The sequence below is a fragment of the Methylorubrum rhodinum genome, assembly GCF_014199935.1.
GTDB classification, from domain to species: Bacteria; Pseudomonadota; Alphaproteobacteria; order Rhizobiales; family Beijerinckiaceae; genus Methylobacterium; species Methylobacterium rhodinum.
Genome location: NZ_JACHOP010000036.1, coordinates 14728 through 28759, shown reverse-complemented (window position 1 = coordinate 28759; position 14032 = coordinate 14728). Strand labels below are relative to the sequence as shown.

The window sequence follows — 14032 nt, the reverse complement described above, 5'->3', positions numbered from 1 at the left end:
CCATCCGGGCCTGAGGCTCGCCAGTTCGATCTGCCACGCTGCTCCACGCAAACGACCCAAGCCTGACGGATCGGCGTTCTCACACGACCTCGGTCAGGAGTTCGCGCGCCGATTGTTCGGCTCTGCGCCATTAGCGGCATCCGACTTTATGCACGAGAAGGTCCGCTATTGACGTATTAGCAGAACTCGAAAACAGCCCGCCGGGAGTTGGCGATAATCAAGGACTAATTAAATGCTCGGCAATCTGGATAGTCATTGTCTAATTGCCATATATTTGGCCTAAAATCGGCGGGACAGCAATAGTTTCTTGTATCTTATTTTAGCATAGCGCGGCGCGTTACTACCTCCGCCAGCAAATTACCATCCTCCGTTGACAGGAGGGCACGATGGCAACAACTCGCCTCGTCGTTCGAAGCCAGCATCCGCACCAAGAGACGATCACCCATTTCGACGTTCGCGTGGAACAAAGCTCGACGGACACCGGTGGCGTAGTTGCATGAGCGCTTGCCGAGAAAGCGCCACTCGGCCCGATCCACGGCGGCGACGAAGCTGCTGAAGTACAAGAGGCCGGCCCCGTTGAAGTCCAGGTGGGGGCATGGCTCGACGACCAGGGTTCCGAGCTCGCGCTCGTCCGGCGCCGCGACAGCCCCCGAAAAGATGTGCTCGGTGATGGAGGGCTGGCCGAGCAGGGCCGCGGAAGCGGGCATGGCGTGCCCCCGGTCCTCGATCCTTATCCGAGCGATGGAACGATTCACGCCTTCGGCTTGGCGCCTCACGAAGACGGAGGTCATCTCCACGTCTGCAACCAGCCGGTCCCGGCACGCCGCAACGTGCCGGCTGATGACCCGGGTCTTCGAGAGGTACGTCACCATCGAGCGCACGTCCAACACGTCGTTCTCGCGAACGCCTCCGAGGTCGCCGCCCTGCAGGGAGATCCTCCGGAACGCCGCGTAGACGGGCGGCTCGCCCGCCGGCCCGAATCCGGCCTCGGCTCTCCCGAAAGCCTTGGCGATCAAACCCCAGTGGCGGTGCCCCAATTCCTTCCAGAGCCAGTTCTCGGACAGGCCGCTTGGGCAGAGATGCGGCATGCCCAGGACATGGCGGCCATCATCCTTCAAGGGCTGACCGACCCCCTCGATCCTCATGTGCAGACTCAAAGGCCTTCTCCTTCGATAAAGGGTGGGACCAGGCGGCGATAGCTGTCGAGACTTGGCCACCCGGTCCCTGTCGAAGTGGAGTCCTTGGGAAGGAGGTCACTTCGATCTCGGTCGGGCTCCCGGCGTCACTCCCAAGAGGAAGCCGGGGCCGCGGCATCGGCTGTCAATACTTCCGCACCAGCGCGACCGGCTCGACTGCGGCAGCCTTCGGCGGGGTGTAGAGCGGGGCGATGAGGCGGATGAAGCCGTCGGTCGATTCGGTGCCGTTGGTCCGGACTGCGACGTCGCGGGCGACCATGAGTTGCGCGGTGAACGGCCCGAAATCGTAGCCGACCAAGCCGCCGACCGCGAAGCGTCCGGCTCGTGCGTAACCCTGCGCCGAGGCACGGGCGAAGTCCGCCCCGCCAAGCGGTAGGTCCGTCACCCCGTAGGCCACCGCGCCGATCTCGAACTTGCCGAACTTCTTGGTCGCCGTCAGATCGAGCAGGAGGGCGTCGGCCAGGTAGAGCGGGCCGATCGCCTGCCCGATGGCACCCTCGAACCGGCCCGGAGAGTCATAGAAGTTGTGGGTCAGGTTGGCCGTGAGGTTCCAGCCATCGGCGGTGTAGCTGGCCGCAAAGCCCTGGCGGTAGGTATTGGAGGAGAATTGCGGCAAGGCACGGCCGGCGTTGAGGTCGTTCAGGTGGACCGCTGCTAGGTAGCTGACGCCGAAGCCGCCCCCCAGATCCCAGGCAAAGATCGAACCGACGAGGGTGCCGACGTTGACCGAGAAGTCGCGGTTCGGCACGCCCGGCGGGTTGTTGGGAAACCCTAACACCGTCGGCTGAGCGAGCAGGGGCTGAATGTTGGCGCCGAAGATCTTGTAGCCCGTCGACCAGACCAAGACCGGCACGTTGATCGCGGTATCGGTCGAGAACCGCGTGTCGTTCCGGCGGTAGATGAAGGTGTCGATGGCGTAGATGCCCTCGGGCAGCGGCGCGCCGACGGCAAGGCCGACCTGCTCGCCGGGGATCGTGGTAGCCTGGGCGTACAAGGCGGTCGCGCTCAAGGTGACGGCGGCGAACGCTCCCGCCGCGGTCGCGAACTTCTTCAGCATCATCGATTTCCTTCTCGGGCATCGGCCAGCCGCTTCCGTTCACCGAGAAGCATCGGTGGCAAGGGCACGGAGGCGAGATGTTATGTTTGACTACTTTGATTGCATGGAAATACATACAATCTGTATGTATTTCCATCAATGCTTATATTCTGCACCGTAGCATCGAAGAGTCTACTGACGAATGCTTCGGAGGCGCTCGAAGGGATATCTTGTTGCAGGAACGGCACAGGCTTCGATCTACCGTAGCGGTCCGGATTGATGCCGCCATGGAAGGGGCTCGAGCGAGACCGGGTCAGACCGCGAACTTCAGGGCGGGCCGCTCGGTGCCGAGGCGCTTCTGGATCACCCCCACGACGTACTCGGCGTCGCGGCCGACGGCGCCGAAGCGGCCCGATCCCCAGGTGTTCAGCCAGGGCAGGCCGATGAAGGAGACGCCCGGCTCGCTCGTGACGCCCCGCTTGTGCTTGGGGCTGCCCGCGCCGTTGAAGACCGAGGCGTCCAGCCAGCGAAAATCCGGCGTGAAGCCGATGCACCAGACGACGCTCGTGATGCCCGATCCCTCCAGCGGGAGGCTGAGGAATGGTTCGCCCGGCACCCAAACCGGGCTGTAGTGCTCCTGTGGCGGGGCCTCGATGCCGTTATCGGCGATGTATTTGTCGATGGCAGCGTTGACGCCGTTGTAGGTTCGGTCGGCCGAGTCCAGTGAACGCTTGAGGTCGTCCCGGAAACGCAAGCTGCCGTCTTGGTAGTCCTCCATCAGGCCGTAGAGCTTCATGCCCTCGATGGCGAAGCGGCGCAGGTCGATGTCGCGACCGCCGTCGCGGCCGGTCACGTAGTGATTGGTGTTGTCGCGGACGCCGTCGCGCAGCGGATGGTTGTCGACGGTCATCTCGTAGTAGCCCATGTCGGCGAGCCAGGTGACGACGTCGCGACCGCGATAGAAGCGGGCGCAGCGGGGCGCGTCGCCGACCGCCAAGTGCACCTTGCGGCCGGCGAGGTGCAGATCCTCGGCGATCTGCGCGCCCGACTGGCCCGAGCCCACTACCAGCACCTCGCCCTCGGGCAGCTGTCCCGGATTGCGGTACTGGTTCGAGTGGATCTGCGTGATCGAGCCCGGCAGCCGCTCGGCCATGCGCGGGATGATCGGCGTGTGGTAGCCGCCGGAGGCGACGACGACCTCATCCGCGGTGAAGTCGCCCTCCGAGGTCTGGACCGAGAAGATGCCATCCTGGCGCCGTTCGACGCGCGTGACCGCCACACCCTCTCGGATCGGGGGGTTCACCTTTGCGACGAAGGCCTTCAGGTAGGCGACGATCTCGTCCCGCTTCATGAACCCGTCGGGGTCCGGCCCATCGTAGGGGTGGCCGGGCAGGTCGCACTGCCAGTTCGGCGTGACGAGGCAGAAGGTGTCCCAGCGCTGGCTCGCCCAGGTGTGCGCGGCGGTGTTCTTCTCGAAGACGAGGTGCTCGATGCCGCGCTGCTTGAGGTGGTAGCTGACCGAGAGGCCGGCTTGGCCACCGCCGACGATGACGACGGGGACGTGACGGGTCTTGGGGGGCATGGCTTTGGCTCCGTGAGGGTCCGGCAGGGGCGTCGTCTCAGGATTCGAAGGACTCGACGGTGACTCGGCCACCGGGCACTTGCCGCTTCGCGGCGGCCTCGATGCGGGCGAGTTGGTCCATCGCGGACGAGCACGCGAAACCGTACTTCTCGCGCACCCGCTCGCTCGCGATGTTGAGGGCCGTTCGGGACTTCTCGACGAAGTCGTCGAGGGCGTAGCTTTCCCCCGGCGTGAGGAAGTCCTTCACGACAAGGGAGGGCGAGTAGCAGGCCTCTTGCCGGCCGTCAGGCCAACGGACGTGGAAACGCATCTCAGGCATGGATCAACTCCTGTCGGGTGCGGGCGCAGGCCGCGTAGGCATCGAGGTGACGTCCCGCGCAGGCGCGCCACGAATGGGCGGAAGCCCTCACGAGGCCCGCCGCCCGCAGCCGGTCGCGAGCCTGCGAGACAAGGGCCGCCGCCATGGCGTCGGCGATGGCGCATGGGTCTGCTGGATCGACGAAGAGCGCGTCCGTTGCCGCCAGGTACTCGGTGAAGGGCGGCTGCCGGGAGACGATAGCGGGCGTGCCGCAGGCCATCGCCTCAAGCACGCAGAGGCCGAAGCCCTCCTTCCAGGAGGGGAAGGCCAGCGCGTCGGCGATTCGGTAGAGGGCCGGCATGTCGGCCTGCGGAACGGGGCCCGTCTCGATGACCGCCGAGCCCCGCCCGACCGTCAGGCCCGCCGATGCCAGGGCTGCGCGGCATCGCGTACGGTAGGCGGTGTGGTCGAGGAGCGAGGCGCCACCGGCGACGACGAGCTGCGCCTGGGGGTGGCGCGCGCGCAACCGGGCGAAGGCCTCGATGATGCCCAGCGTGTTCTTGCGATCCTCGAAACCGCCGACGCTGAGGATCACTGGCCCCGCGCCGACGCCCCAGCGCTCCCGCACGGCCGCGTCCGCCTCGGTCGGTTCGGCGCGATAGACCGAGAGGTCCACCCCGTTGCCGACGACCTTGGCCTCGGCTCCGAGGTCGTCCCGGATCCAGTCGGCCCAAATGTGGCTGACGCAGAGCAGGCGCGCGGCCTCGCGGATCGAGCGGTCCTGCCATTCCGCCAGCTGCGGTTCGGAGAAGCTGTCGAAGTGGTGGACCGTGCGCGCGAAGCCCGGGATCAGGCGTCGATGCTTCAGGGTCGCGAGCGCGTTGCCGCCGATGCCGTCATGGGCGTGGAACACGTCGAAGTCGCAGGCCGCCGGCGTCGAGAAGTGGCGCAGGTAGTCGTTGATGCGGGCCCGCACGAGGTCAACGGTGGAACCACCGACCGATTGAGCGGCTACCGACACGGTTGGGCAGGCCGCGTTCCGGAAGAAGCCGCGGCAGGCAGGATCAGGCGCGTGCACCACAGCCTCGTGCCCGAGGGCGCACAAGGCCTCGGCGAGCGCGAGGCAGTGGGCGACGCCGCCGCGCGGGTTGATGGAGTGGGTCAGGATGGCGATGCGCAGGCCCGTCATGATGCGCGCCCGCCATCCTTCCCGCAGCCGATGAGCGGGTTGGCAACGAAGTCCCAGACCACGGCCTCCGCACCGGCAGCATCGCACACCCGGGCGACCCGGCTCGCGTCGAGCCGGCCGATCGATGCGGCTGTGATGCCGCGTTCCGCGAAGCGCGCGCATACGGCTGGCGTGCGGTCAGGGTGGACGCTGAGGAGGTAACCGAAGCTCGGGAAGGCCGTCAGCCAGCGCGCTAGGGGAACGTGCTCGGGCCTCGGGATCGCGTCGAGGTCGATGACGCCGCCGACGTTCGAACATTCGAGAAGCATCAGCGCCGTGCCGACGACGCCCGCCATGCTGATGTCTTTGGCTGCCCGACACAGGCCGTCCTCAGCGAGCCCGGGCAGCAGCGCGAGGTCGCCGCGCAGCCGCTCACCCGGCGCGCCGGTGGAGGCGTCCCAGTAGGGATGCGGCTCGCGAAAGCGTCCGCGCAGGTCGATGGCCGCGACGAGGTCGTCGCCCGGCGTCGCATCGAAGCTCGTCAGCAGGCGGGTCCCCGCCCGACCGAGCACGGCGACCGCGAGGTTGCCGGCATCGGCGCGCGTGTTGGTATGGCCGCCGACGACCGGCACGCTGTAGAGCGCGGCCGCGTCGGACAGGCCGGCCAGGATCGGGTCCGCCTCAGCAGCGTCCCGGCCCCACAGGGCGTCGACCACCGCGATCGGGCGCCCGCCCATGGCGGCCACGTCGCTGAGGTTGACCATGATCCCGCAATAGCCCGCGAAGTACGGGTCGGCGGCGACGAAGCTGTCGAGGAATCCCTCGATGGCCAGCAGCAGGTGGCCGTCGCCGTCGGGAATGGCAGCACAGTCGTCACCAACCGGAACCGAGGCGTGCCGGCTTCCGAGCCCCAGCCGTGCCACCACGGCGTCGATATCGCGCTTGTGCGCGACGCCCCGCGCGTCCTGGATCTGACGGGCGAGCGCCTGGATGTCGACGGCGGTCGTCATCACGCTGCCTTACGGAAGGTGACGAGCCCGTGCTCAGGGTCGTACATCGGCGGGTAGGCGGACAGATCCGCCTGCATCAGGTGATGCGCCCGCCCATGCAGGTCGACGGCGTCGAGGCGTGCCCAGTGCAGGGCCTCGAACAGTGGCACGTTCCGCTCCTGCACGTGGGCGAGGAAGCGGGTGCAGCCCCGGGCATGGGCCGACGAGACCGCGACCTGGATGAGGCCGGCCCCGAGGGCGGCCGTGCCGCGGAACGCTCTGGCGACGGCGAGGCGCGAGCCCCACCACTCGCCGGGCCGCTCCGCGACCTCGTGGATGCGCACGGTGCCGACGACGCCGTCGGCCTCGCCGCCGAGCGTCGAGAGGGCGCAGATCGGGATGGCGTGCGCGTCGATGGCATCGCGGTCGTCACCTTCGAAGATGCCCTGCTCGGTGCAGAACACCTGACGGCGCAAGGCCGCGCAGGCGCGCCGCTCCCAAGGCGCGACTGCGAACTTCACGTTGAAGTGGCTCGGCCGGAACGGCGGCACCGGGTCAAAGATCATGCCGCCGCCCCCGCGCGCTCGTAGGTGGAGAGCGCCGAGCAGGCGCCGCAGCGCCCGCAGCCCGCCTTGATGTCGGCCGAGCGCAGGTTCGCTTGCGCCAGCATGTCCGCCAGCGGCTTCAGGATGGCGTGCATGAAATCCGGCGTGGGCGCCGGGTGGCTCTCCAGCGGCGTGCCCGAGATCGGCACGAACGGCACCACGAACGGGTAGACGCCCATCCCGACGAGCCGCTCGGCCATCTCCAAGATGGCTTCTGGAGCGTCGCCGAGCCCGGCAAGGATGTAGGTCGAGACTTGGCCGCGACCGAAGATCGGCACCGCGGCCTCGAAGGCGGCGTAGTACCGCTCCAGCGGCACGCTCGCCTTGCCGGGCATGATCCTGGCCCGGACCTCCGGAGTGACGGCCTCCAGGTGCATGCCCAGCGCGTCGATGCCGGACGCCTTCATCCGCTCGAACCAGCGGTCGTCGTCGGGCGGCTCGCACTGGGCCTGGATCGGCAGGTCAACCGCCGCCTTCACGGCGAAGGCGCTCTCGCACAGCACCGCCGCGCCGCGGTCGGTGACGTTCGGCGTGCCGGTGGTCATCACCATGTGCCGGACGCCGTCGAGGAGCACGGCGGCCCGGGCGACCTCGGCGAGTTGCTCGGGCGTCTTGTGCGCGACCGTGCGGCCGGCCGCCAGCGACTGGCCGATGGAGCAGAACTGGCAGGTCTTGGCGCGGCTCTGATAGCGGATGCAGGTCTGCAGCACGGTGGTGGCGAGCACGTCCAGCCCGTGCAGCACGGCGATCTTCGAGTAGGGCACGCCGTCGAAGGTCGAGAGCGCGTAGAAGCGGGGCTTACCTGGGAAGGTCGCCTGCCCGATCACCACGCCGTCGTGCTCGATCACCGAGACCCCGTCGGCGTCCGGGCGGCGCACGAGGAAAGGCGAGTCGAAGGCCGCCTCGGTGTGCACGGGCACCATCACGGTGCGGCCCGCGATGGTCATCGCCTTATGATCGGAGGGTCCGGCTCCGCCGCGGCGGCTCGGGGCCCCCGCGCGGCTGTCGGCCAGCCTAACGCCGTAGGACTGCAACGCGTTGATCAGGCGCTCCGTCGGCATCCCGACCAAGCCCGCCACGACCGGCGGACACGAGGGTTGGTTCGTCAGAAGCGGACTGCTGCTCATGGTCGAAGCTCCGGGAATCGGACGTTGAACGGACCGGCTGGTGCACGAACGAGGCCGCACGGTCGTCGTGGAGGAGGCTCAGGAGTTCGGGCCGAGCGTAGTGGCCGACCGAGTCCATCATCCGCTTGCGCTTGGTCACGAGCGCGAGGTCCATGTCGGCGATCAGGATGCCCTCGCCGGGTCCGAGGGGGTCGGCAAGGTGCTTGCCTTCGGGCGAGACGATGGCGGTGCAGTTGCCGCCTCGGCAGGCGCCACGCAGCCGCTCGTCCGGGCAGACTTGGGCCACCTGCTCGTCGGTCAGCCAGCCGGTGGCGTTGACCACGAAGCAGGCCGCCTCCAGGGCGTGGTGGCGGATCGTCACCTCCATCTGGTCGGCGAAGATCTGGCCGACGAGGGAGCCCGGGAACTGGGCCGCGTGGATCTCCTCGTGACGAGCCATGAGCGCGTAGCGGGCGAGCGGATTGTAATGCTCCCAGCAGGCCAGCGCCCCGACGCGGCCCACCGCGGTCTCGACCACGTCTAGCCCGGCGCCGTCGCCCTGACCCCAGATCATGCGCTCGTGGTAGGTCGGCGTGATCTTGCGCCGCTTGAGCTTGAGCGACCCGTCGGCGTCGAAGATCAGCTGCGCGTTGTAGAGCGAGCCGTGGTCACGCTCGTTGACCCCCAGCACGATCACGGCGCCGTGGCGCCGCGCCGCGGCCGCGACCGCCTGGGTCAGCGGGCCCGGGACGGTGGGCGCCCGCTCGTAGAGCTTGAGGTGCTCCGCGCCCTGCAGCGCGGGCGGCAGGACGAAGGAGAAGTACGGGTAGTAGGGCACGAAGGTCTCGGGGAAGACCATGAAGCGCGCGCCTTTGCCGGCAGCTTCGTCGATGGCGTTGAGCACGCGCTCCAGGGTGCCGTCCGGCCGGTCGAGGTCCGGCGCGATCTGGACGGCGGCGGCCCGCACGATCCGGTTCTCTGTCATGGGTGATCCTCTGGCTGTGACGGCGGCCGCGTCGCGTGCGGCCGCCGGATGCGACTCCTGGTCGACGGACCCGAAGGCCCGCTCAGACGGTCCAGGTGTCGATGATCACCGCGTTGTCGCGCTTGTGCAGGAGGATGCAGTCGAGCACGTCGAGGGGGTTGATCATGCGGATGCCCTCGATGAAGGCGGCCTCGCCGTGGCCGTACAGCGCCTGGGTCGAGAACCGGCAGGCATAGACCTTGCCGCCCTCAGCCATGAATTTTTCCAGCTGGTTGTTGAAGTTGAGGTGGCCTGGAAACGCCTCGTCGCCGAGCCGCGGGAAGCCGCGCTGGACGCCGAGCGTGATGCCGGGGCCGTAGAGCAGGATCGAGGTGTCGAAGCCCTTGCGCTGCAGGCGGGTGGCCTGGAGCAGGTTCACGAGGCCGATCGAGCCCTCGAACGCGACGGTGTGGAAGGTGACGAGCGCCTTCTGGCCCGGCTCGGCCTTCACGTCCTCGAAGACCTTCTCCTCGTAGTCGACCAGGAAGTCGCCCTTCTTGTTATGTTCGCGGTTCACGGCAGGCATGGATCTCACTCCTCGATGGATTGGACCGCGGCAGCCTGGGCTTCGGGCGGTCACGGGGCCATCATGGCAAGCGTTGTGCCAGAGCTCTGCCGATCAATGTGTCGGTCAATGCGCCGAAGTGATATGCATACAATTAGGCGATCAATGATCCGAATCTCGCTTTCAAGCATCAATTCGGCCGAAGCTCGTTTTAAGAGCAAACCTTGCGTATTTCGTGACCACGAAAGGCACGTTCAAGGCACTGCGATTGATCGTATTGTATGGATTGCGTGAGCGTCACTCCCAAGGCATGATTGCGGTATGACGCTTGCTAGCCATACAATCGAACATTGATCGTATATTGATGGTGCAGGCGCGGAGCGGATGAAGGCGACGAAGAGTGGAGGGACGACGAGCCCTCATGAGGTCATGGCCGGGAGTTGGACGCCGGACCTCAAGCGCTGGGGCAAACCGCACTATCTGGCCATCGCGGAGGCGCTGGCGGACGATATCCGCAACGGGCGCCTGACGCCCGGCACGCGCCTGCCGACCCAGCGCGCGCTGGCCGAGGCGCTCGACCTGAACTTCACGACGGTGTCCCGCGGGTATGTCGAGGCACACAAGCGCGGCCTGATCGAGGGTCGTGTCGGCCAAGGAACCTTCGTGGTCGATCCGACCCGCACTGCCCATTCAGGCAGCGCCGCGCAGCGAGTCGGGCCGGTCGACTTCACCATGAACCTGCCGCCCGAGCCCGACGCGCCTGCCCTGCAGGCCCGCATGCAGGCATCGTTTTCGGAGCTGTCCGGCGATCTTGCCAATCTTCTCCGCTACCAGGGCTTCGGCGGGACCGACGCCGACAAGGAGGCGGCGCTGAGATGGCTGAAGGGCCGCGGGGTCGACACGAACCGGGAGCGCCTGCTGATCTGCCCTGGCGCCCACAGTGCCCTGTTCAGCGTGCTCGGTCAGGTCGCCCGCCCGGGTGACACCATCTGCGCCGAGCGCATCACCTACCCGGGCATCCGCGCCCTCGCGGCGCATCTGGGCTTGCGCCTCGTCGACCTTCCCATGGACCGGCACGGGGTCGACCCCGACGCTTTCGCAGCCGCCTGCACCAAGGTGGCGCCGAAGGCGATCTACCTGAACCCGCTGCTGCAGAACCCGACCACCGCGACCCTGTCCCGCACGCGGCGGGAGGCCATCATCGCGGTGGCGCGGCGCTACGCGGTCAGCATCATCGAAGACGACGCCTACGCGCGCATCTGCCCGGCACCGCCGCCGAGCTTCGCCGAACTCGCGCCCGAGATCACCTACTACGTGGCAGGAGTGGCCAAGTGCCTGGGCGCCGGCCTTCGCCTTGCCTTCCTGGTCACCCCGAGCGCCCGGTCCGCCCTGCCGGTCGCGGGTGCGCTGCGAGCCGCGACCGTCATGGCCTCGCCAATCTCGACCGCTCTCGCGACGCGCTGGATCATGGACGGCACGGCGGAGGCCATCGTGCAGTTCGTCCGTGAGGAATCGGCCGCGCGCCAGCGCATCGTGGCCTCGCTTCTTCCGGCCGAGACCTACACCGCCGATCCGCACGGCTTCCACGTCTGGATCACGCTGCCGGATGGCTGGACGCGCTCGGCCTTCGCCAGCCAGGGGCGGTCGGCGGGGCTCGGCGTGGTCGGCAGCGATCCCTTCTGCGTGGCAGGGACACCGCCTGAGGCGGTGCGCCTCTGTCTCGGCGGCCCCTCGACCCGGCAGCAGATCACGCACGGCCTGGAAGTGCTTGCGCACGCGCTCGAAGGGTCACCGGCGCTGGCCTCGACCTATATCTGAAGCACCCGGCAGTGACGCGGCTCGACCGCCTCCGGGAGCCTATAGGGCGAGGCCAACGGTCATCTGGGTTTTCAGACTTCTGGGCCTGGAGTGATCGGGGGGTCGGGGCGTCAGCCCGCCTTCAGCCAAGTCCTCAGGATGCCGGCGACGACCCCGAGCGAGAGGACGCTGCCGGCCCACAGCGAGGCGAACCATACGAGGCGGCGCCACAGGGGTGCGGGGTGTCCAGGAGCGGAGGTGGTGCCCATCAGTGATACCCCGTCGCGTCGACCTTCCCGCGGAAGACCCAGTACGAGTAGGCCGTGTAGGCCAGGATGACCGGGATCAGGACGGACGCGCCCACGAGCAGGAAGACCTGGCTCGAATGCGGTGCCGCCGCCTCCCAGATCGTGACCCGGCCCGGCACGACGTCGGGGAAGATGCTGATCCCCAGGCCGACGAAGGACAGCAGGAACAGGCCGAGCGCCAGCAGGAACGGGGTTCTCTCCGCTCCCCCGCGCAGCGAGCGGAAGAACAGGAACGACGCCACCGCGACGAGGAGCGGCACCTGGGCGGTGAGCAGCACGCTCGGCATCGAGAACCAGCGCTCCCAATATTGGCCCTCCAGGAAGGGCGTCGCCGCGCTGACGGCGGCGATCACCGCGACCGTCGCTGCGCCGAGCCAGAGCGAGAAGGTGCGCGACCGCTGCTGGAGGCTCCCCTCCGTCCGCATCACCAGCCACGTGGCGCCGAGCAGGGCGTAGCCGCATACGATGCCGAGGCCGACGAGCAGGCTGAAGGGCGTGAGCCAGTCCCACCAACCGCCCGCATAGGCGCGGCCCTCCACCTTGATGCCCTGCAGCAGGGCGCCGAGGGTGATGCCCTGGGCGAGCGCCGCCACGACCGAGCCCCCGGTGAAGGCGACGTCCCAGAGCGCTCGGTGGCGGGGGTCGCGCCAGCGGAACTCGAAGGCGACCCCGCGGAAGATCAGGCCCAGCAGCATCGCGATGATGGGCGCGTAGAGCGCCGGCATGATGACCGCGTAGGCGAGCGGGAAGACCGCGAACAGTCCGCCGCCGCCGAGCACCAGCCAGGTCTCGTTGCCGTCCCAGACCGGCGCGATGGAGTTCATCGCCGTGTCGCGCTCGTGCCCCGGTCGGAAGGCCGGGAACAGGATGCCGATGCCGAGGTCGAAGCCGTCCATGACGATGTAGGCGAAGACTGCTAAGGCGATGATGAGCGCCCAGACCACCGTCAAGTCGATGTTGGCGAGCATGATGCGTTCCTCATTCCGCCGGGTGTAGGGAGCGGCCGGCAGTGACCGACGGCGCGGGCGTGATGCCGGCGGTGCGGATCGGCGCCCCGGGCTCGATCCCGGGCTCGCCCCGGTGCGGCGACTTCGCCATCAGGTGCAGGATATAGAGGATGCCCATCCCGAACACGGCGAAGTAGACCAGCACGAAGGCGGTGAGCGACGCGGCGACGGCAGGCGCGTGGAGCGGCGAGGCCGATTCCGCTGTGCGCAGGAGCCCATAGACGGTGAAGGGCTGGCGCCCGACCTCGGTGGTGATCCAGCCGGCCACGACGGCGACGAAGCCGGCAGGCCCCATGGCGAGGGCGAAGCGGTGAAGCGCCGCCCACTGGTAGAGCTTGCCCTTGAAGCGGGCGAGCAGGCTGAGGCAGCCCAGCAGGAGCATCAGCATGCCGAGACTGACCATGACCCGGAAGGACCAGAACACCACGGGCACGGGCGGCCAGTTCTCCCGCGGCACGCTGTCGAGACCCTTCAGCGGTTCGTTCAAGCCGTGCTTCAGGATCAGCGAGGAGAGCTTCGGCACCTCGACCGCGTAGCGCACCGTGCCGGCCTCCTGGTCGGGCAGGCCGAACAGGATGAGCGGCGCCCCGTCCGGGTGGCTCTGGAAGTGGCCTTCCATGGCCATGACCTTGGTCGGTTGGTGCTCCAACGTGTTCAGGCCGTGGGCGTCGCCGGCCAGGATCTGAAGAGGCGCCACGACGGCGAGCATCCACATCGCCATCGAGAACATCGTGCGTGCGCCCTCGTTGGCGCGGTCGCGAAGCAGGTGCAAGGCGCCGACCGCGCCGACGACGAGCGCGGTGGTCAGGTAGGCGGCCATGACCATGTGGACGAGGCGGTACGGGAACGAGGGGTTGAAGACGATGGCCCACCAGTCGGCCGGCACGAACTGGCCGGCCGCGTTGACCGCGTGACCCTGGGGCGTCTGCATCCAGGAGTTCACGGACAGGATCCAGAACGCCGAGAAGAAGGTCCCGATGGCCACCATCAGCGTGGCGAGGAAGTGCAGCCGCGGCCCGACCTTGCTCATGGCGAAGAGCATCACGCCGAGGAAGCCGGCCTCTAGGAAGAAGGCCGAGAGCACCTCGTAGGCCATCAGCGGACCGAGAACGGGCCCGGTCTTGTCGGCGTAGACCGACCAGTTCGTACCGAACTGGTAGGACATCACGAGGCCGGACACGACGCCCATGGCGAAGGCGATGGCGAAGATCTTGATCCAGTACCGGAACAGGTCGATGAATACCTGCCGTCCGGTCGCCAACCAGAGCCCCTCCAGCACCGCAAGGTAGCTGGCGAGGCCGATGGAGAAAGCCGGGAACACGATGTGGAAGGCCACCGTGAACCCGAATTGCCACCTTGCAAGCAGCAGGGCGTCAACGTTCGCCAGCATGTTGGTCACCTATTACAACCG

Annotated in this window: 14 protein-coding genes; 1 reads left to right on the top strand and 13 read right to left on the bottom strand. The window is 67.9% G+C overall.

The features are described from left to right. Positions 1–314 precede the first annotated feature (314 nt). The 10 genes from HNR00_RS24195 to HNR00_RS24150 all read right to left on the bottom strand — a co-directional run bounded on the left by HNR00_RS24195 (position 315) and on the right by HNR00_RS24150 (position 9530). A complete protein-coding gene (locus HNR00_RS24195) occupies positions 315–1157 on the bottom strand; it encodes a Pnap_2097 family protein (protein WP_183573892.1) in 843 nt (280 codons plus the stop codon). Between the two features lie 163 nt (positions 1158–1320). Beyond that, the gene (locus HNR00_RS24190) at positions 1321–2253 is read right to left on the bottom strand and encodes a transporter (RefSeq protein ID WP_183573898.1); all 933 of its coding nucleotides are present in this window, start codon (positions 2251–2253) and stop codon (positions 1321–1323) included. Positions 2254–2545: 292 nt separating this feature from the next. Beyond that, positions 2546–3814 carry an MSMEG_0569 family flavin-dependent oxidoreductase gene (locus HNR00_RS24185; protein ID WP_183573890.1) on the bottom strand — a complete coding sequence of 423 codons (1269 nt, stop codon included), beginning with the start codon at positions 3812–3814 and terminating at the stop codon, positions 2546–2548. A 37-nt stretch (positions 3815–3851) separates the two neighbouring features. Next, positions 3852–4133 (bottom strand): MSMEG_0570 family nitrogen starvation response protein, encoded by a 282-nt coding sequence (locus HNR00_RS24180; protein WP_043767864.1) that lies wholly within the window; start codon positions 4131–4133, stop codon positions 3852–3854. Next, a complete protein-coding gene (locus HNR00_RS24175; RefSeq protein WP_183573888.1) occupies positions 4126–5301 on the bottom strand; it encodes an MSMEG_0565 family glycosyltransferase in 1176 nt (391 codons plus the stop codon). The genes HNR00_RS24180 and HNR00_RS24175 overlap by 8 nt, the downstream gene beginning before the upstream one ends. After that, entirely contained in the window at positions 5298–6290 is a 993-nt protein-coding gene (locus HNR00_RS24170; RefSeq protein WP_183573886.1) for a sll0787 family AIR synthase-like protein, read from the bottom strand. Before HNR00_RS24170 ends, HNR00_RS24175 begins: the two co-directional genes overlap by 4 nt. Further along, positions 6290–6835 (bottom strand): MSMEG_0567/Sll0786 family nitrogen starvation N-acetyltransferase, encoded by a 546-nt coding sequence (locus tag HNR00_RS24165; RefSeq protein ID WP_183573884.1) that lies wholly within the window; start codon positions 6833–6835, stop codon positions 6290–6292. Before HNR00_RS24165 ends, HNR00_RS24170 begins: the two co-directional genes overlap by 1 nt. Further along, the gene (locus HNR00_RS24160) at positions 6832–7935 is read right to left on the bottom strand and encodes an MSMEG_0568 family radical SAM protein (RefSeq protein ID WP_183573882.1); all 1104 of its coding nucleotides are present in this window, start codon (positions 7933–7935) and stop codon (positions 6832–6834) included. The genes HNR00_RS24165 and HNR00_RS24160 overlap by 4 nt, the downstream gene beginning before the upstream one ends. After that, positions 7889–8965, bottom strand: a complete 1077-nt coding sequence (locus tag HNR00_RS24155; RefSeq protein WP_183573880.1) for a Nit6803 family nitrilase — start codon at positions 8963–8965, stop codon at positions 7889–7891. Before HNR00_RS24155 ends, HNR00_RS24160 begins: the two co-directional genes overlap by 47 nt. A gap of 82 nt (positions 8966–9047) precedes the next feature. Further along, positions 9048–9530 (bottom strand): MSMEG_0572/Sll0783 family nitrogen starvation response protein, encoded by a 483-nt coding sequence (locus HNR00_RS24150; RefSeq protein ID WP_003603243.1) that lies wholly within the window; start codon positions 9528–9530, stop codon positions 9048–9050. Positions 9531–9938: 408 nt separating this feature from the next. On the opposite strand from HNR00_RS24150, the gene HNR00_RS24145 reads away from it, so the two are divergent. Beyond that, entirely contained in the window at positions 9939–11327 is a 1389-nt protein-coding gene (locus HNR00_RS24145; protein ID WP_183573878.1) for an aminotransferase-like domain-containing protein, read from the top strand. A gap of 110 nt (positions 11328–11437) precedes the next feature. Here HNR00_RS24145 and HNR00_RS24140 read toward each other — a convergent pair whose 3' ends face one another. Genes HNR00_RS24140 through HNR00_RS24130 form a run of 3 tightly spaced genes read right to left on the bottom strand, consistent with a single transcriptional unit; the run spans position 11438 to position 14011 of the window. Continuing rightward, positions 11438–11575, bottom strand: coding sequence for a DUF2474 domain-containing protein (locus tag HNR00_RS24140; protein WP_183573876.1), 138 nt, complete (start codon positions 11573–11575; stop codon positions 11438–11440). Continuing rightward, entirely contained in the window at positions 11575–12582 is a 1008-nt protein-coding gene (gene cydB, locus HNR00_RS24135; protein WP_183573874.1) for a cytochrome d ubiquinol oxidase subunit II, read from the bottom strand. Before cydB ends, HNR00_RS24140 begins: the two co-directional genes overlap by 1 nt. A gap of 10 nt (positions 12583–12592) precedes the next feature. After that, positions 12593–14011, bottom strand: a complete 1419-nt coding sequence (locus HNR00_RS24130; protein ID WP_183573872.1) for a cytochrome ubiquinol oxidase subunit I — start codon at positions 14009–14011, stop codon at positions 12593–12595. Positions 14012–14032 lie beyond the last annotated feature (21 nt).

Coding starts and splice junctions, on each gene's coding strand:
- HNR00_RS24190 (WP_183573898.1), bottom strand. CDS start 2,253: ATGCTGAAGAAGTTCGCGACCGCGGCGGGAGCGTTCGCCGCCGTCACC.
- HNR00_RS24185 (WP_183573890.1), bottom strand. CDS start 3,814: ATGCCCCCCAAGACCCGTCACGTCCCCGTCGTCATCGTCGGCGGTGGC.
- HNR00_RS24180 (WP_043767864.1), bottom strand. CDS start 4,133: ATGCCTGAGATGCGTTTCCACGTCCGTTGGCCTGACGGCCGGCAAGAG.
- HNR00_RS24175 (WP_183573888.1), bottom strand. CDS start 5,301: ATGACGGGCCTGCGCATCGCCATCCTGACCCACTCCATCAACCCGCGC.
- HNR00_RS24170 (WP_183573886.1), bottom strand. CDS start 6,290: ATGACGACCGCCGTCGACATCCAGGCGCTCGCCCGTCAGATCCAGGAC.
- HNR00_RS24165 (WP_183573884.1), bottom strand. CDS start 6,835: ATGATCTTTGACCCGGTGCCGCCGTTCCGGCCGAGCCACTTCAACGTG.
- HNR00_RS24160 (WP_183573882.1), bottom strand. CDS start 7,935: ATGCCGACGGAGCGCCTGATCAACGCGTTGCAGTCCTACGGCGTTAGG.
- HNR00_RS24155 (WP_183573880.1), bottom strand. CDS start 8,965: ATGACAGAGAACCGGATCGTGCGGGCCGCCGCCGTCCAGATCGCGCCG.
- HNR00_RS24150 (WP_003603243.1), bottom strand. CDS start 9,530: ATGCCTGCCGTGAACCGCGAACATAACAAGAAGGGCGACTTCCTGGTC.
- HNR00_RS24145 (WP_183573878.1), top strand. CDS start 9,939: ATGGCCGGGAGTTGGACGCCGGACCTCAAGCGCTGGGGCAAACCGCAC.
- HNR00_RS24140 (WP_183573876.1), bottom strand. CDS start 11,575: ATGGGCACCACCTCCGCTCCTGGACACCCCGCACCCCTGTGGCGCCGC.
- cydB (WP_183573874.1), bottom strand. CDS start 12,582: ATGCTCGCCAACATCGACTTGACGGTGGTCTGGGCGCTCATCATCGCC.
- HNR00_RS24130 (WP_183573872.1), bottom strand. CDS start 14,011: ATGCTGGCGAACGTTGACGCCCTGCTGCTTGCAAGGTGGCAATTCGGG.